Source organism: Paraburkholderia sp. SG-MS1, assembly GCF_012275575.1.
GTDB lineage: Bacteria > Pseudomonadota > Gammaproteobacteria > Burkholderiales > Burkholderiaceae > Paraburkholderia.
In genome coordinates this window covers 1-17,362 of the sequence record NZ_NPIH01000199.1, presented here as the reverse complement: position 1 = coordinate 17,362, position 17,362 = coordinate 1, and the positions used below count along the sequence as shown (strand labels likewise).

The window sequence follows — 17,362 nt, the reverse complement described above, 5'->3', positions numbered from 1 at the left end:
TGCCGCCGCCGACCGCCTTGACGGTCGCCGCCGTGTCCTCGCAGACGAACTCGCCGTCCATCACCGGCACGCGCCAGTAACGGGTGTCGCCGATCATCTTCGAAATCTGCCAGCCGTCGCCGAAAAAACGCAGGCCGCTGCCGAGCGCCGCGCGATCCGACAGCGGCGCGCGGCTCGCGCCCGGGTCGATGCCGCCGAACACGGCGGTCGTGGGGCAGGTGAGCACGGATTGTCCGACTCGCCGCCCGATCTGCTTGGCCAGTTCCTTCGACGACACCGCGAACAGCAGCACCGCGACGCCGGGCCGGCCGTCCGGCGTCTCGCCTGACGAGAGCGCGCGCTCGACGCCTGCCTCGCAGCCGCAGCCGATCACCGAAGTGGCGAAGCCCGTCAGCGAGTTCGCCGCGTGCATCGCCCAGACGGGCGTATGCGCGGTGATGATGAGCCGGGTCGCCTTCATCGGAAAGGCCTCCGCGAAAGTGGCGTCGATCGCGGTGCCGTTGATTTCGAGGGGGGCCGGGGCGTTCATTGGGGGCGTCTGGATTGCCTTGATGGGTTCGCGTGGATCAATCAGTTAGCCAGACAGTCGACGGGCAACAGACGCCCGCCGCGGCAACAGAGGCAGACTTCGTCATTGCTGATCGCCGCATGCGCGAAGTTGCTCGCGAGGTTCGCGTCGCTATAGGCGCGCAGTCTTTTCTCGATGCCGCGGTCGAATTCCGGCGCGACGAAATGGATGCCGCCGGTCGGCGTCGCGACGAGCGTGCCGTCGCGCGCGACCAGTTCGCCGTCCTTGAACACATACGCGGGCGACGTGAACATCCGCTCGCGGTCCGGTTCGTCGCGGTAGACGGCGATGTCCGCCGCCGCGCCCGCACCCACATGGCCACGGTCGCGCAGACCCAGCAGCCGCGCGGGACCGGCGCGCGTGATGATCGCGATTTCGTAGAGCGAGAACTCGCGCTTCAACGCCGGCAATGCGCTCGCCACCGGCGCGTCGGGATGCAGCTTCGCAAGCTGCTCGTCGCGAAAGGACTTGTCCATCAGCAGGCGAATCAGATGCGGATAACTCGTGAACGGGCCGCCGTTCGGATGATCGGTGGTCATCGCGACGCGCCACGGGTCGTCGACCAGCAGGAAGATCTCGAGGCCGATGATCCACTGCAACGCGTTCACATAGCTTTGCTCGCGATAACGGAACGGCACCACGCCGCAGCCCGCATCGCATTCGATGTCGCCAGCCACCCACTTGTGTGGCCGCGCGAGCGGTGTGTTGCGGAACTGCATCATCGTGTCACCCGAGGCCGTGACGGTCTGTCCAAAGATGATCTGACCGACGTCGATCGACACGTTCGGCCGCGCGTTCACTGCATCGGCGATCTGCCGCGCGCCCGACGAAAACTTTTGCGGTCCTTCCACGCCATAGCTGTGAAACTGGATGTGCGTCAGATGGATCGGCAGGCCATCGGCGGCGTCCATGGTCGCGATCGTCGAATCGAGATTACCGGGCACGCCGAGATTGCTCGCATGCACATGCAGCGGATGCGGCACGCGCAATTCGGTCAGCGCGCGCGACAGCGTGTGCAGCACCTCGCGCGGCGTGATGCCGTAATGCACGTGCGGCTCGTCGACGTCGAGCGAACGCTGGTTGAACTTGAACGCGGAGATGCCGCCGGGGTTGACCACTTTCACACCGAGTGCCTTGCTCGCATGAATCGTCCAGCCGACGTAATCGCGCAGGCGCTCAAAGTCGTCGCGCGCCGCGAGCATCTGCAAAAACAGTTCGTCGTTGCCGAGCATCACGTAGGCACCGTGATCGATGATCGGCGTGTCGCCCATTTCGAGGTGCGTGTGGCGCGCGTTGGACGGCATCATCGCCGGTTCGAACGCGGCCGTGTAGCCCATTTCGGCGTAGCGGTAGCCGGTGGCGAGCGTGCCAGGCGTGCAGACGCCGCACGACGGCAGACGCAGATAGCGGCCAGCCTCGTCCTGCACCGATTCGTAGGCGGCGTCGCGCAGCGGATCGGCGCGATGGTCTTCTGGCAGCAGCAGCCGCGACAGATTGGTCTTGCCGCCGCCGATATGCGAGTGCAGGTCGATGCCGCCCGCCATCACGATCATGCCGGCGGCGTCGTATTCACGATCGGCCGGCGTGTTCGCGGGTACGTCGACGATGCGTCCGTCGCGGAAGGTCAGGTCGCGGCGCTCGCCGTTCACGCCGTTGGTGGGATCGAAGATCGTGCCGCCTTTCAGTCGGACCAGCGTCATGGGTGCTCCTGCGCGGTGCGCTGTGCATCGGGGCGGGTGGTCCGCTGCGCCGCCAACCGTCCGGTCAACTGAGCGGCAAGCGACGCCACGGTGTCCAGCGCGGCGCCCCGCGCGGCGGCAAGCGGCACCACGACCGAACTGTCGACGCGAAACAGATGACCGGTGCTGTCGATGCCCGGCGTCGCGACCGGAATGAACACGGTGTTCGCGCCGCGCGCCTTCGCTGCTGCTGCGAGCGCCGGATGACCGAGCACGATCAGCGGGATTGCAGGATCGAGCGAGGCCGGCCATGCATGCGGCGCGAAGCTCGCGACCCACAGCAGCGCATCCACTTCGCCGTCGGCAAGCAGCCGGGCGGTGCGATAGCGGTACGGATCGTGGTCGAGCGGCGCAGTACCGGCGAGCCGCGCGGGCGTCGACACGCGCGTGCGCAGCGGCATGCCGGAGAGCCACGTCACCGTCTGGTTGACCGTCAACGCGCCGTCGTCGCCGCCGAGCGCGAGGCAGGCCGCACGAGTCGTGCGGTTCGCCGCCTTGACGATCCGGTTCAGGGCTTCGATGAGCAGCGCCGCATGCGGGCCGGGCAAGGCGGCCGGCTCGTAGATGAGCACGGTGTAGCGCGCTGCGGCGATGCGTGCCTGCAATGCGGCGAGCGTCGCCGCTGCGCTGGGGTCGGCGTGGGTGCTGTCGTTGCGCAGCGACTCGGGGGCGCGCCCTTCGGCAAGCGCGGACCACAGCGCGAGCGTGTCGTAAGGATCGGTGTGCGGCAGCAGCGTTTGCGTGCGCGCATGAGTGAGGCCGGCCGCCGCCGGGTCCACCGCGCTGCCGACGAAGATCAGCTCGCGCTCGTTCTCCATGCCCATCAGCGTTCGCGTGAAAAACCGCGGATAACGCCGCGATGGCTGACATCCGAAGAACACCAGCAAGTCGGCCCGCGAGCGTACTTCGGAGAGCGTCGTGAAGAACGAACCACGGTCCTGCAAGGCGAGCGTCGCGCAGCTCAGCGCGTCGCCGTGCAGATGGTCGAGCATCGCGCCGCATCCGGCCGCGAGCGTGTAGAGCGCACGCGCCCCGGCAACGTCGGTGCCGAGTCCGCCGAATAGCGGACGCCGCGCATCCGCCAGAATGTGCGCGGCACGCGCCAATGCGCTATCGCCGTCCGCCTCGTTGCCGTTCATGACCGCGCCGCGTTGCGTGTGCGCCGCACCGAACTGCGCGAGCGCCTGCGACAGCCGCGGGCATTCGGTGTCCGGCACAGCGAGCGTGCCGTCATCGTGCGAGCCGACGACGAGGTCGTCGCAGAGCAATGGGCAGAACGGGCAGGTCCAGTCGCGGGTGATCGCCGGTGCGCCGGCGGCGCCCGATGCGCTCGTGCGGGATATCGATGGTTCGGTGGGCGAAAGGTGCATGGCGCACTTTTAGCAAGCTCCATGCCGATCGAGGCAACGGTGTGCCGGCGCTGTCCTGCCGCGGCTGACATGCACCGTCGTGCTGCTTCGTGCACAGCGCGATTCGGACGATCGATGCACATTCACTATCAACGTCCAATCACCATCCGCTGTCGATGCGATCGCGCTGCTTCGGCGCGTCTGCGCCGTACAGGTTGTGTGAGCGGCTGGAGCAGAGTGTCACGTGCAGTCCGTCTGGCTTGCCGTTGGCTTGTCCTTCGTTTACATACACGGCATGCGCGCCGCGTGGCATGGAAATTGTATGGCAAGCCTACAGCGATTCGAGTTGCGCGGTGCCGATCTGTCCGTCGTGCAACGCGGACGCGACGAGCCACGCCGTTGCACCAGTGCCGGCCGCGGCGTCCATATCGGCGCGATCGCGGATGCCGCCCGCGCCGATCACCATGGTGTGCGACGCGGCGCAGGCGCGGATGCGTTCGAAGGTGTCGAGGTCGGGGCCGGCGTAACTGCCGACCTGATCGAGTGTCATCGCGATCACACGCGACGGCCACCACGCCGACGAAGGGTCGAGCGCCGTGACCGAGAGCAGGCGGCCCGCCCGATGATCGAGCGAGAGGATCGGCGCGAGGCCGGCGGCTTGCGCGGTATGAAGTGCGTGAATATCACGCAGCGTCTCGGTGCCGAACACGGGCACGAGCGTCGCGAGTGGTGGGTGGGGAGCGGCACGGCCGTCGCGTGGGCCGATGGCGTCGATGTGGTCGAACAGCGCGCGCATCGACGCATAGTCCGCGTAGCCCGCGTCGAGCCAGAGCTCGACGCCGGGCAGCGCGGCCCGCAACGCGGCGAGTTCGGCGGCATGCGCGCCTTGTTGCAGGATCGCGCCGAGGTCGGCGATATACAGCGTGCGCGCGCCCGTCGCGGCGAGCAGCGCGCGGGCGAGAGGGAGCGGCTCGCTGGCGGCGGCGAGGCGGGACTGGATGGGCCGATAGGCTGTCCGCTCGCCGCGCACCGCGCGCACCACATGGCCGTCGAGCAGATCGAGAACCGGTATCACCTGCATAGGGGCGCGTTCCTTTGACCAAGATCTTTGTCTACGAGTATCTCACCGGCGGCGGCATCGATCCCGCACTGGCGGGCGCAGGCAGTCTCGCCGACCTGAGCGCGCTGATCGTCGAAGGACGGGTGATGCGCGACGCACTGGTCGCCGATCTGCGCGAACTCGACGGCGTGCAGGTCACGTTCGCGACGTCGCGTTTCGAAACGCCCGAGCCGGGGCAGCGTCATTGTATGGCCGCGCCCGGCGAATCGATGACGGCCTTCGTCGCGCGTGCCGCGCGCGAACACGATTACGCGTGGATCATCGCGCCCGAATGCGACGGCTTGCTGCTGCGCTTTTACGATGCGGTGGGCGCGGCCCGCTGGCTTGGCTGCGCGAAGGAGGCGATCCGCGTCGCGTCGAGCAAGAGCGCGACTGCGGCGTGTCTCGCCGCGCACGGCATTGCTGCGACGCGTGCGCTTGAACCCGGGCAAGCGGGAGAACAGGCGCAAGGCCGTTGGGTCGTGAAACCGGACGACGGCGCGGGCGGCCTCGATACCTTCGTCTTCGACCGCTTCGCCGATGCGTGCGCCGAGTACGACGCGCGCGCGGCCGCGGCGCGCAATCCGGTGCTGCAGGAATGGGTCGACGGCGAGCCGCTGAGTTTGTCGCTGATCTGCCGCGACCGGCATGCCGAGGTCATCAGTATCAATCGGCAGCAGATCGGGTTGAGCGCGGGTGGCGGGTCTTCCCGGCAGCCGCAGATCGTCGAATTCGATGGCGTGCTGGTCGATCAGTTCGATCGGTTCAGCGACGAGGGCCGCACGTTGAGCGCGCTCGCGCTGCGCGTCGCGATGGCGCTGCCGGGCTTGCGTGGTTTCGTCGGCATCGACGTGGTGTGGCATCCGCAGCGCGGACCGGTCGTGATCGAGGTGAATCCGCGTCTCACGGTGGCTTATGCGGGGCTCGCGGCGACACGCGGCGGCAAGCTCGCGTGCGCGTTGCTGGAGGCGCACGGGGTGCACATCGCGCGATGCGCCGCGACGTGCGCGGGTCCGTCGCGGCCGACCCTCGGGGCACAGCCTTGAGCGCCGCGCATCGCGCCGGTGCGGCGCCGGACGCCACGGCGTTCGGCTGGGACGTCGGCGGCGCGCATGTGAAGGTGTCGATGGCCGATCCCAGCGGCGCCGTGCTCGATGTCGCGCAATGGGCCTGCCCGCTGTGGCAGGGACTCGATCATCTGGAGCGCACCGTCGAGCTCGTGTTCGAGCGCTGGCCGCAGGCTCGCGCGGCCGATGCGCAGCACGCGGTGACCATGACCGGCGAGATGGTCGACCTGTTCGCGGACCGCGCCGAAGGCGTGCGCGCGATCGTCGCCACGCTCGCTCCCCGGCTCGGCGCGCGGCTCAGGTTTTACGGCGGCGATGCCGGCTGGCTCGCCGCCGACGCTTGCGCGGCCAACTGGCGCCACGTCGCGTCGGCAAACTGGCTCGCGACCGCGCGCTGGGTCGGTACCGGCGTGCCGAACGCGCTGCTCGTCGATATCGGCAGCACGACCACCGACATCATTCCGATCGTCGGCGGCCGCGTCGTCGCGCGCGCCGCGACCGACGCCGGCCGGCTTGCCACCGGCGAACTCGTGTACCAGGGGGTCGTGCGCACGCCGTTGTGCGGCATCGCGCACCGCATCGACTTTGGCGGCGTCACGGTCAACGTGATGAACGAATGGTTCGCGACCAGCGCCGACATCTACCGGCTGACCGGCGAACTGAACCCCTTGCACGACGTGCATCCGAGCGCCGACCAGGGACCGAAGACGCAGGTCGCGAGTAGTGCGCGGCTCGCCCGCATGATCGGGCGCGATGCACATGAAGCCGACGCGCTCGGATGGCGCGGCTTCGCGCAGCGCTGGCGCGCGTTGCAGTTGCGCGAAATCGGCATGAACCTCGCGCGGGTGGCGGCGGCGCATCCCGAATTGAGCGCCGCGCCGCTGGTAGGCGCGGGCTGCGGCCGCTTCCTTGTCGCCGCGCTCGCGCGAGAGGAGGCCCGCGGGTATGTCGACTTCGGCGCGCTGGCGGGCGTGCCGGACAGTTGCGCGCCGTGGGCGGCGACCTGCGCGCCGAGCGTGGCGGTCGCGCTGCTCGCGCTCGGCGAACGCCACACCGGTGAGCGAGCCGCGCGCCGCATGGCGTGAGATGAAAACGGCGGCGCGCAGCGCCGTCCAATGACAGGACGCGCAAGCAGCCACGCGCGCCGATCAACGCGCTTGGCAGCATGACGGAACAGACGGGCACTCAACCGGAAGCGAGGACAACAGTCATGTGGGTGGTCAAGATCGGAGGCAGTCTCAGTCACGAGCCGACGCTGCGCCACTGGCTCGCCGAGCTATGCGAGATCGGGGGCGGGCGCGTCGTCATCGTACCGGGCGGCGGCGATTTCGCGGACAAGGTGCGCCAATACCAGAGCGAGTGGCGCTTCGACGATCTCGCCGCGCACAACATGTCGCTGCTCGCCATGACGCAGTACGCGCTGCTGATGAAGGGCGTGTTCCCCGAACTCGTGCTGGCGTCGAGCGAGGCCAAGATTCGCCGTACATTGCGCGACGGGCATGTCGCGGTGTGGGTGCCGACCGCGCTGATGCGCGACACGCCCGATGCGATGAGCAACTGGGACACGACCTCGGACAGTCTCGCCGCCTGGCTGTCGACGATGCTCAACGCGGAGCGGCTGATCGTGGTGAAGTCCTGCCCGATCGCCGCCGACGACGCGCTCGAGACGCTGGCCGCGGCGGGGGTGGTCGATCGCCGTTTTGTCGACTACGTGAAGGATGCGAACTATGTGGTCGAGCTATTCGACAAGAACAGCGTGGCGTTGATGCGTGACCGGCTGCTTAACAGCCCGGTCACGTGATGAACGGCCTTACCGGTTCTATCGGCTCCATGGGTTCCATGGGCCTTTCCTGTCGTTTTCACCCGCGCTTTGCAGGGCGAGCAGAACGCCAGCAGCGCCAGGCTCACCGGCGTCCCCCCGTGCTCGTTATTGGCGCGCCGCGTTGGCATCGCCTTGCGCCGATGCGCTGCCGCCGACACCCCGCTCGCCGGGCCGGTGCAAGGCGCTCGCCCATTGCGCGACGCGCTGCGGATCGAGCCGCGAGCGCCGCCCGTCCGCGCATAGCGCGGTGCGAAAGCCCGCCACGTCGGGCGCGAGCGCCCGGATCTGCGCCAATTGCGCCCATCCAAGCGCACCGGCGATGCCGCCCATCCCGCCGCGCGCGCGCGTGAGCCGCAGCCAGCGCGCGAGCGTATCGACATCGACGTGATCGAACAGCGTGCTGCCGTCCTTGGCGGCGGTATCGAACATCACGCCGACAAAGCCGAGCGAGGCCGTGTGCGTGACCAGCTCGTCGTCCATACCGCCGTCGCAAAGGAGCACGGGCACCACCGCCGCCGGCAGATTCGCCAGTTGCTCGACGCAGCGCCGCGCGGACGCTCCACGCGCGACGCCGACCTTCACATAGTCGATGCCCGCATCGCTGACTTCGATCACACGCGAGGCGATCTCGTCGAACGCGTCGGCGGGCACGTCGCCGATCGTCGCGCTGATCGGCTTGACCGGGTAGCGCGCGCGCAGTTGCCGGGCGATGTTCGTAATCTCACCGATCGCGAGAGCGCCGAGCGCGCCCGCGTTCGGCTCCTTCAGGTCGATCAGTTCGGCGCCGGCGCGAGCGGCGTCGAATGCTTCGTCATCCGAGCGGACGCTCGCAAGCAATGCGGTCATCGGTCATCTCCGGAAAAACTAGTGGTGAACGGCTGCGGGGGCAGTGTGGCCGCCGGACGATTCGAGGCTCGCCCGATGCCGCGCCACCGCGGCGACGAGCCAGCCCCAGGCCGTGCGCTCGTTGTCGCCGGCGGTTTTGTCGATCGCGATCTGCAGGTAGGCCATCTCGCGATCAACCTTGTCGGCGGGCAGCATGAAGAGCCGGCTCACCAGAATCGCGCCTTCGACCACCGCCGATTGGGCGCGGTTGAAGCCGGCGAAAGGCGCGTGATTTTCGCGGTACACGCATTTCATGCGCAGCACCGGGCGTTGGGCATCGTCGCGCAATTCGTCGAGTTCGAGTTCGGCGTGCGCGAGCGATTCGGCGAGCCGCACACTGGCGACCTGGCTTGCGGCCAGCGTGGGCCAGTCGGTCATGCAATGCGTGACGCAGCCTGCAAAGACGCGCACGTCGGTGGTGAAATTCAGAACCGCCGCCCGCGACGCGACGATATTGTCGAGCGTCGTGGACGGGCGAAAAGGGGAAAGGATGACATGCTCACCCTCATAGCGCGCCCCCATCGGGGCGATGTGAGGACGGCCATCGCACGCTGCCGTGGTGACGATCGTTTCGTGGATCATGGGTGAGAACGCGTGTCCTGACAGCGCCGAAAGGCCGGCCGGTTAGCTAACGACAATGACGAACCACAGAGGGGCCGCGGCAAGCGGCCCTTCTACGGGTTTAACGCGTTGCGACATACATCACGATTTCAAAACCGAGACGCACATCGGTGTAGCTCGGAGTGGTCCATTGCATACGTGCTTCCTCCATGGGTTGAAACAGCGTTGCGCCACCGGCCGGCCTGATGCCGGACTTCGGCGGCATCCGGCATCACGCAAGCTTTATGCCTGTGCATGCTGCCGGGGGGATGCGCCAGCGCAAGTCGGAACCGCAATACAGCGTCTGCCGAATTACACCGGCGCCACGGCCACACAGCCTGCCCGGGAGGGCTGCCGCGCGGTGTGGCGAAAACGAAGCAAAGTGTTCCATCGCAAGCGGGTGACTCTTATTGCGTTGTCACGTGATCCTCGCATCGCCTCCAACACATTCTGCGCCGATTCCTCGAACGCTGCCGGGAATCCGCATCGCAATAGGCCATCGATAATGGATCGGTTAAGTCTGCCAAATAAAATCGTGAATTCCCCTTGGCGTCGTCCGTGCCTACAGTGCAATTCAAGCGCTTCGTTCTTCCGGCAACGCGCTTGCCACATTCGAGGACACGTCATGAACGATTTCAGTCAACCGGTGGTGATCGAGCCCGAACGCAATCCGCGCAATCCACGCGAACGGTACGCAGCAGGTGTCATGAAATACCGCGAGATGGGCTACTGGCAACCCGACTACGAGCCGAAGGAAACCGACGTCATCGCGCTGTTTCGCATCACGCCGCAGCCGGGCGTGGACCCGGAGGAAGCGGCGGCCGCGGTGGCCGGTGAATCGTCGACGGCGACCTGGACGGTCGTGTGGACCGACCGGCTGACCGCGTGCGACATGTATCGCGCCAAGGCCTATCGCGTCGAGCCGGTGCCGGCCTCGCGCGCCGACGAGCCGCAATTCTTCGCCTATATCGCTTACGACCTCGATCTGTTCGAAGAGGGCTCGGTCGCGAACCTGACCGCGTCGATCATCGGCAACGTGTTCGGTTTCAAGCCGCTCAAGGCGCTGCGTCTCGAAGACATGCGCATACCGGTTGCTTATCTGAAGACTTTCCAGGGACCGCCGACGGGCATCGTCGTCGAGCGCGAACGGCTCGACAAGTATGGGCGGCCGCTGCTCGGCGCAACGGTCAAGCCAAAGCTGGGTCTGTCGGGCAAGAACTATGGGCGGGTCGTCTATGAAGGCTTGCGCGGCGGGCTCGATTTCCTCAAGGACGACGAGAACATCAACTCGCAGGCCTTCATGCATTGGCGCGACCGCTTCCTGTTTTCGATGGACGCGGTGAACCGCGCGCAGGCGGAGACCGGCGAAGTCAAAGGTCATTATCTGAACGTCACGGCCGGCACGATGGAGGACATGTACGAGCGCGCCGAATTCGCGAAGGAGCTCGGCTCGTGCATCGTCATGATCGACCTCGTGATCGGCTGGACCGCGATCCAGTCGATGTCGCGCTGGGCCCGCAGGAACGACATGATCCTGCATCTGCATCGCGCCGGACATAGCACGTACACGCGGCAACGCAATCACGGCATTTCGTTTCGCGTGATCGCGAAATGGCTGCGCATGGCGGGCGTCGATCACGCACATGCGGGCACGGCGGTCGGCAAGCTCGAAGGCGATCCGCTGTCGGTTCAGGGTTACTACAACGTCTGCCGCGACGCGCGCAATGCGGTCGATCTGTCGCGCGGCATTTTCTTCGACCAGCCGTGGGCCGGCTTGCGCAAGGTGATGCCGGTGGCGTCGGGCGGGATTCACGCGGGGCAGATGCATCAACTGCTCGACCTGTTCGGCGACGACGCGATCCTGCAGTTCGGCGGCGGCACGATCGGCCACCCGGGCGGCATTCAGGCGGGCGCGGTGGCGAATCGCGTCGCGCTCGAAGCGATGGTCAAGGCGCGCAACGAAGGCCGCGACATTCTCAATGAGGGGCCGCAAGTGCTCGAAGCCGCCGCTCGCTGGTGCACGCCGCTCAAGCAGGCGCTCGACACGTGGCGCGATGTGACCTTCAACTACGCGTCCACCGATACGCCGGATTTCGCCGCCACGCCAACGGCGGCCTAGGCGATGTAAGCGACGTCAGCAACGCGAGGCAGCGGGTCAGCCTGTTGCCGATATTTACACGCGGCTCCATGCGGCGGCGCCACCGCGCCGCGCGAGGGACTGCTGGCGCCGTTCATCCGAACGCGACATCAATCAACGAGGTTCGTCATGCGCATTACACAAGGAACGTTCTCTTTTCTGCCCGAGCTGACCGACGAAGAGATCGGCTTGCAGATCGACTACGCGCTGAGCCAGGGCTGGGCATGCTCGGTCGAATTCACCGACGACCCGCATCCGCGCAACACCTATTGGGAAATGTGGGGGCTGCCGATGTTCGATCTGCACGACGCGGCCGGTGTGTTGCAGGAAGTGAAGGCCTGCCGCGCGGCACGGCCGCAGCACTACATCAAGATCAATGCGTTCGATTCGGTGCGCAGCTTCGAGACGATGCGGCTGTCGTTCATCGTCAACCGGCCGGACGAGGAGCCGGGCTTCCGTCTTACGCGTCAGGACGGGCCAGGGCGTGTGCAGCGCTACGGCCTGGCGGGCTATGCGAGTGACCGGCCGTCGGGTGAGCGCTACGGGCCAGGGCCAGGGCAGGCGCGCTGAATGCACGCGGTGCATGCAACGAGAAGCGATCTTCGACGAATCGTAGACGCATCGCCACAAGGAGGAGCAATGAGAGACGACGCTGCCATAGCGGACGCGATCCTGTCATCGATGCCGCGAAGCGCCGATGCGCCGGACACGCGGTCCGCCGCGCCGCAAGCCGACGCGCCGCAGCCGCGCAACGAGGCGCCGCAAGTCGATCTCGCGGCGCTGTATCGCGACTCCGGCATCGGCGACGTGCTCGGCGAACTCGATCGCGATCTGGTCGGGCTCGCGCCGGTAAAGACCCGCATTCGCGAGGTGGCCGCTCATCTGCTGGTCGAGCGCGCGCGCGATTCGCTCGGCCTCGCGGGCGCGGCGCCGACCCTGCACATGTGCTTCTCCGGCAATCCCGGCACCGGCAAGACGACGGTCGCGCTGCGCATGGCCGAGGTGCTGCACCGGCTCGGCTACATTCGCCGCAATCATCTGGTGTCCGTGACGCGCGACGATCTGGTCGGGCAATACATCGGCCATACCGCGCCAAAAACGCGCGACGTACTGAAGCGCGCGATGGGCGGCGTGCTGTTCATCGACGAAGCGTATTACCTGTATCGCCCGGAAAACGAACGCGATTACGGCCAGGAGGCGATCGAAATCCTGCTGCAGACGATGGAGAACCAGCGCGGCGATCTCGTGGTGATTCTGGCGGGCTACGCTTCGCGCATGGAAGTGTTCTTCGAGAGCAATCCGGGTTTCCGCTCACGCATCGCGCATCACATCACGTTTCCCGATTACGCCGAAGCCGAACTGCTCGATATCGCGGAGCGGATGCTCGGCACCATGCACTACCGCTTCGACGCCGCGTCGCGGCACGCGTTCGCCGACTATCTCGCGCGGCGCATCCGTCAGCCGAATTTCGCCAATGCCCGCTCGGTGCGCAATGCGCTCGACCGTGCGCGGCTGCGCCAGGCCAACCGGCTGTTCGCGAGCGCGCTCAATGGCGGCGCGCCGATCGACGCCGCCGCGCTCACGCTGATCGACGCGGCCGACGTGCGCGCGAGCCGCGTCTTCGACGCGCCGCTAGCGTCCATACCGACATCGCGCGCCCATACGGCGCCGTCAGGCTGAGTCATGACACCCTCCAGGAGAAACGCCATGCAGGACGGACGCACGACACTCTCGAAGTTTCTGATCGACACGCTCGACCGGCAGCCGTCGCCCGGAAAGGGTGTGGAGACGGCAGGGCTCCCGGCGCTGCTGATCGACGTGGCCGCCGCGATCAAGTCGATCTCGGCGATGCTCACGAAGGGCTCGCTAGGCGGCAACTACGGATCCGCGCAGACCGTCAACACGCACGGCGAGGAGCAGAAGAAGCTCGACGTCGCGACCAACGAGATCTTCGTGCAGCAATGCGAGTGGGACGGTCTGCTGGCGGCGATGGTATCGGAGGAAATGGAGGACGTGTACGCGATTGCGCCTCATTATCCGCGTGGCGATTATCTGCTTGCGTTTGATCCGCTCGACGGCTCGTCGAACATTGACATCAACGGCGTGGTGGGCTCGATTTTCTCGGTGCTGCGCATCAACGAAGGCGAGCGGGACGCGGTGGGCGACGCCGCCTTCCTGCGCCCGGGCTGCGAGCAGGTCGCGGCCGGCTACGCGGTATATGGGCCGTCGACGATGCTCGTGCTGTCGGTCGGCAACGGCACGCATGGCTTCACGCTCGAGCGTGAGATCGGCAATTTCGTGCTCACGCATTCGAATATCCGGATTCCTGAAGATACCGTCGAGTTCGCGATCAACGCGTCAAACGAGCGTTTCTGGGAACCGCCCGTACGCCGCTATGTGCAGGAGTGCAAGGACGGCCGCAGCGGGTGCCGGGCGCGCGACTTCAACATGCGCTGGATCGCGTCGATGGTCGCGGAGGTGCATCGCATCCTGATGCGCGGCGGCGTCTTCATGTATCCGCGCGATTCGAAAACGCCGGCGATGGAAGGGCGCCTGCGGCTGCTCTACGAAGCGAACCCGATGAGCTTTCTGGTCGAGCAGGCGGGAGGCCTGTCGATCACCGGGCGTGAACGCATTCTCGACGTCCGTCCGCGTGCGCTGCACGCACGCGTGCCGGTGATTCTCGGCTCGAAGAACGAAGTTGAACGCATCGCGCGCTATCACGGCGAATACGACCGTGGCGAGGACAAGCCGTTCACGTCGCCACTGTTCAGCCCGCGCTCGCTGTTTCTGCCGGATTTCACCGCGTGACGCGCCGCTGGCCGCGACAGCAGGCCACGCACCGCCCGTCGAGAAGGCGGCCAGAACATTGCCATCCGGAGACAAGCTATGTCAGTCAAACATCCGATCATCGCCGTGACCGGTTCGAGCGGCGCCGGCACCACGACCGTCATGAAAAGCTTCACCCATATCTTCAGGCGCGAGCATATCAACGCGCAGATCGTGGAGGGAGACGCGTTCCATCGCTATGACCGCAACGGCATGCGCGCGGCGATGAAGGAGCATGAACACGATGGCGCGCCGAATTTCAGCCATTTCGGCCCGCAGGCGAATCTGCTCGAAGAGCTGGAGACGCTTTTCACGCGCTACGGCGAAAGCGGCACCGGCCAGTTGCGCCACTACGTGCACGACGCGGCCGAATCGCAGCTGTACAAACAGGATGGCGGCACCTTCACGCCGTGGGAGGATGTCACGCCTGGCACCGACCTGATGTTCTACGAAGGGCTGCATGGCGCGGCAGTGACCGACAAGGTGGACATAGCGCGGCATGCGGATCTGCTGATCGGCGTGGTGCCGATCATCAACCTCGAATGGATCCAGAAGCTGCACCGCGATCAGACGATGCGCGGCTACTCGCATGAAGCGGTGGTCGATACGATCCTGCGCCGCATGCCCGATTACGTGAACTACATCTGCCCGCAATTCTCGCGCACGCATGTCAACTTTCAGCGTGTGCCGACCGTGGACACCTCGAATCCGTTCACCGCCCGCGAGATTCCGCAGCCGGACGAGAGCTTCGTGGTGATCCGCTTCGCGCGGCCGAAGGGGATCGACTTCCAGTATCTGCTGACGATGCTGCACGACTCGTTCATGTCGCGCCCGAACGTGATCGTCGTGCCGGGCGGCAAGATGGGGCTCGCCATGCAGCTGATCTTCACGCCGATGATTCTGCAACTGATCGACCGGCGCGCGCGTGCCTGATACGTGCCGTGTGTACCGGCCGGCGCAGAGCGTGTTCATTTCGCAAGGAGAGATTCGATGAGTGCTGTCGCAGACCCGGTGGTCGTACCCGCCACCCGCTTGATGGCCAACGCGCTGCGCATGCTCGCGATCGATGCGGTGGAAGCGGCAAAATCAGGGCATCCCGGCATGCCGCTCGGCATGGCCGAGATTGCGGTCGCGTTGTGGGACCGGCATCTGAAACACAATCCGCGCAATCCGGCCTGGCCCGACCGTGACCGCTTCGTGCTGTCCAACGGGCACGGCTCGATGCTGCTGTATGGGCTCTTGCATCTGAGCGGCTACGACCTGCCGATCGACGAGTTGAAGCGCTTTCGCCAGTTGCATGGCAAAACGCCGGGGCATCCCGAGGTGGGCGTCACACCCGGTGTCGAGACGACCACCGGCCCGCTCGGCCAGGGGCTCGCGAACGGCGTCGGCATGGCGCTCGCCGAGGCGCTGCTCGCGCGCGAATTCAACCGGCCGGGACATCGGATCGTCGATCATCGCACGTACGTATTCGCTGGCGACGGCTGCCTGATGGAAGGCATCTCGCACGAAGCGGCGTCGCTCGCGGGTACGTTGAAGCTCGCGAGGCTGACCGTGCTCTACGACGACAACGGCATCTCGATCGACGGTCATGTGCAGCAATGGTTCGCCGACGATACGCCGGCGCGCTTCGCCGCCTATGGCTGGCACGTGATGCGCGATGTGGACGGACACGACGTCGACGCGGTCGATCACGCGTTGCAATGCGCTCACGCCGCCGACCGTCCCACGCTGATCTGCTGCAGGACCGTGATCGGCCGAGGCTCGCCGTCGAAGGCCGGGACGCACGATGTGCACGGCGCGCCACTTGGCGCCGAGGAGGTCGCGCGAACCCGCGAGGCGCTCGGCTGGACGCATGCGCCGTTCGAGATGCCCGACGAAGTCCGCGCAAGCTGGGACGCGAGCGCGCGCGGCGAGGCCGCCGAAGCCGACTGGCGCGCGCGTTTCGAGGCTTACCGCCAGCACTATCCGCACGAGGCCGCCGAGTTCGAGCGGCGCATGCAGGGCGCGCTGCCCGCGCATTGGCGCGACGCAGTTCGCGCGCTGGTGCGCGACGCCGATTGCGCGGCCGAATCGATTGCGACGCGCAAGGCCTCGCAACAGGCGATCGCCGCGCTCGCGCGCAGCTTGCCGGAAATGCTCGGCGGCTCGGCCGATCTGACCGGCTCGAACCTGACCGACTGGCAAGGCGCGACCGAAGTCCGCACCGACGACAGCGGCCTGCAAGGCGGCAACTATCTGCACTACGGCGTGCGCGAATTCGGCATGAGCGCGGTGATGAACGGCATCGCGCTGCATCGCGGGCATCTGCCGTTCGGCGGCACGTTTCTCACGTTCTCCGACTATTCGCGCAACGCGCTGCGCATGGCCGCGCTGATGAAAACGCGCACGATCTTCGTCTTCACGCACGATTCGATCGGGCTTGGCGAGGACGGCCCGACGCACCAGGCGGTCGAACATGCGGCGAGCCTCAGGCTGATTCCGGGGCTGGACGTCTGGCGTCCGTGCGACACGGTCGAAACCGCGCAGGCATGGGCTGCCGCGGTCGAACGGAACGGGCCTTCTTGTCTGCTGCTGAGCCGGCAGAACCTGCCGTTCGTCACCCGCTCTGCTGAGCAGATCATGGCCATCGCACGCGGCGGCTATGTGCTGCGCGACTGGCCGGACGATCCGGCGCTTGCGCCCCACGCACGCGTCGTGCTCATCGCAACCGGCTCCGAAGTCGCGCTCGCGCTCGATGCCGTCGCGCCGCTCGCAGCCGCGGGCATCGCCGCGCGTGTCGTGTCGATGCCGTCCACCACCGCATTCGACCGGCAAACGCCCGCATGGCACGAGACGGTGCTGCCGCCGGGCGTGCCGCGTGTCGCGATCGAGGCGGGCGTCAGCGCGTTCTGGCGGCAATACGTCGGGCTGGACGGCGGCGTCGTAGGCATCGATTCGTTCGGTGAATCGGCCCCGGCCGCTGCGCTGTTCAAACATTTCAATCTGAGCACGCAGGCGGTGGTGGACGCCGCGGGCCGCGTCGCGCAACGCGCGCACTGAGCCGAACCGGTTTTCATTTCGAGGAGTCAGTCATGGCCTTCATCACCCTGCGGCAACTGCTGGATCACGCGGCCGAACACGACTACGGCGTGCCCGCTTTCAACGTCAACAACATGGAGCAGATTCACGCAATCATGCGAGCCGCCGAGGCCACCGACAGCCCAGTGATCCTGCAGGCCTCGGCGGGCGCGCGCAAGTATGCGGGCGAGCCCTATCTGCGCCATC

General features: G+C 66.7%; 16 protein-coding genes and 1 pseudogene. 10 read left to right on the top strand and 7 right to left on the bottom strand.

All coding sequences use genetic code 11. The features are described 5' to 3' along the window. From CIC12_RS15460 to CIC12_RS15445, 4 genes and pseudogenes are all read right to left on the bottom strand, one after another. Window positions 1-529, bottom strand: a pseudogene (locus CIC12_RS15460) (formylmethanofuran--tetrahydromethanopterin N-formyltransferase); the annotation flags it as partial. Between the two features lie 41 nt (window positions 530-570). Further along, entirely contained in the window at window positions 571-2,268 is a 1,698-nt protein-coding gene (locus tag CIC12_RS15455; RefSeq protein ID WP_168664956.1) for a formylmethanofuran dehydrogenase subunit A, read from the bottom strand. After that, window positions 2,265-3,677, bottom strand: coding sequence for a formylmethanofuran dehydrogenase (locus tag CIC12_RS15450; protein WP_168664955.1), 1,413 nt, complete (start codon window positions 3,675-3,677; stop codon window positions 2,265-2,267). Before CIC12_RS15450 ends, CIC12_RS15455 begins: the two co-directional genes overlap by 4 nt. A 310-nt stretch (window positions 3,678-3,987) precedes the next feature. Next, on the bottom strand, window positions 3,988-4,737 hold the full coding sequence (locus CIC12_RS15445) for a HisA/HisF-related TIM barrel protein (protein ID WP_168664954.1): 750 nt from the start codon (window positions 4,735-4,737) through the stop codon (window positions 3,988-3,990). 14 nt (window positions 4,738-4,751) lie between these two features. On the opposite strand from CIC12_RS15445, the gene CIC12_RS15440 reads away from it, so the two are divergent. The 3 genes from CIC12_RS15440 to CIC12_RS15430 all read left to right on the top strand — a co-directional run bounded on the left by CIC12_RS15440 (window position 4,752) and on the right by CIC12_RS15430 (window position 7,623). Further along, window positions 4,752-5,801: an ATP-grasp domain-containing protein gene (locus CIC12_RS15440; RefSeq protein WP_168664953.1), complete on the top strand. Its 1,050-nt coding sequence runs from the start codon at window positions 4,752-4,754 to the stop codon at window positions 5,799-5,801. Beyond that, a complete protein-coding gene (locus tag CIC12_RS15435) occupies window positions 5,798-6,907 on the top strand; it encodes a hydantoinase/oxoprolinase family protein (protein WP_238812639.1) in 1,110 nt (369 codons plus the stop codon). The genes CIC12_RS15440 and CIC12_RS15435 overlap by 4 nt, the downstream gene beginning before the upstream one ends. Before the next feature lie 125 nt (window positions 6,908-7,032). Next, on the top strand, window positions 7,033-7,623 hold the full coding sequence (locus CIC12_RS15430; RefSeq protein WP_168664951.1) for an amino acid kinase family protein: 591 nt from the start codon (window positions 7,033-7,035) through the stop codon (window positions 7,621-7,623). A 126-nt stretch (window positions 7,624-7,749) separates the two neighbouring features. Here the strand turns inward: CIC12_RS15430 and CIC12_RS15425 are convergent, their stop codons facing one another. The 3 genes from CIC12_RS15425 to pqqA all read right to left on the bottom strand — a co-directional run bounded on the left by CIC12_RS15425 (window position 7,750) and on the right by pqqA (window position 9,286). Then, window positions 7,750-8,490, bottom strand: coding sequence for a (5-formylfuran-3-yl)methyl phosphate synthase (locus tag CIC12_RS15425; RefSeq protein ID WP_168664950.1), 741 nt, complete (start codon window positions 8,488-8,490; stop codon window positions 7,750-7,752). A gap of 18 nt (window positions 8,491-8,508) precedes the next feature. Next, a complete protein-coding gene (locus CIC12_RS15420) occupies window positions 8,509-9,111 on the bottom strand; it encodes a DUF447 domain-containing protein (RefSeq protein WP_168664949.1) in 603 nt (200 codons plus the stop codon). Window positions 9,112-9,211: 100 nt separating this feature from the next. Further along, on the bottom strand, window positions 9,212-9,286 hold the full coding sequence (pqqA, locus tag CIC12_RS15415) for a pyrroloquinoline quinone precursor peptide PqqA (protein ID WP_113062024.1): 75 nt from the start codon (window positions 9,284-9,286) through the stop codon (window positions 9,212-9,214). A 468-nt stretch (window positions 9,287-9,754) separates the two neighbouring features. Between pqqA and CIC12_RS15410 the strand changes: the two genes are divergently transcribed. The 7 genes from CIC12_RS15410 to CIC12_RS15380 form a co-directional block, all read left to right on the top strand. Beyond that, complete coding sequence (locus CIC12_RS15410) at window positions 9,755-11,248, top strand: ribulose-bisphosphate carboxylase large subunit (RefSeq protein ID WP_168664948.1); 1,494 nt, start codon at window positions 9,755-9,757, stop codon at window positions 11,246-11,248. A 147-nt stretch (window positions 11,249-11,395) separates the two neighbouring features. Next, window positions 11,396-11,836, top strand: a complete 441-nt coding sequence (locus CIC12_RS15405; protein ID WP_168664947.1) for a ribulose bisphosphate carboxylase small subunit — start codon at window positions 11,396-11,398, stop codon at window positions 11,834-11,836. Window positions 11,837-11,947: 111 nt separating this feature from the next. Then, on the top strand, window positions 11,948-12,946 hold the full coding sequence (gene cbbX, locus CIC12_RS15400) for a CbbX protein (RefSeq protein ID WP_446728015.1): 999 nt from the start codon (window positions 11,948-11,950) through the stop codon (window positions 12,944-12,946). A gap of 27 nt (window positions 12,947-12,973) precedes the next feature. After that, complete coding sequence (locus tag CIC12_RS15395; protein ID WP_168664946.1) at window positions 12,974-14,077, top strand: class 1 fructose-bisphosphatase; 1,104 nt, start codon at window positions 12,974-12,976, stop codon at window positions 14,075-14,077. A gap of 78 nt (window positions 14,078-14,155) precedes the next feature. Further along, the gene (locus tag CIC12_RS15390) at window positions 14,156-15,028 is read left to right on the top strand and encodes a phosphoribulokinase (protein WP_168664945.1); all 873 of its coding nucleotides are present in this window, start codon (window positions 14,156-14,158) and stop codon (window positions 15,026-15,028) included. Between the two features lie 57 nt (window positions 15,029-15,085). Next, complete coding sequence (gene tkt / locus CIC12_RS15385) at window positions 15,086-17,137, top strand: transketolase (protein ID WP_168664944.1); 2,052 nt, start codon at window positions 15,086-15,088, stop codon at window positions 17,135-17,137. Between the two features lie 32 nt (window positions 17,138-17,169). Beyond that, the coding region (locus tag CIC12_RS15380; RefSeq protein WP_174772065.1) for a class II fructose-bisphosphate aldolase at window positions 17,170-17,362 on the top strand (193 nt) is incomplete at its 3' end.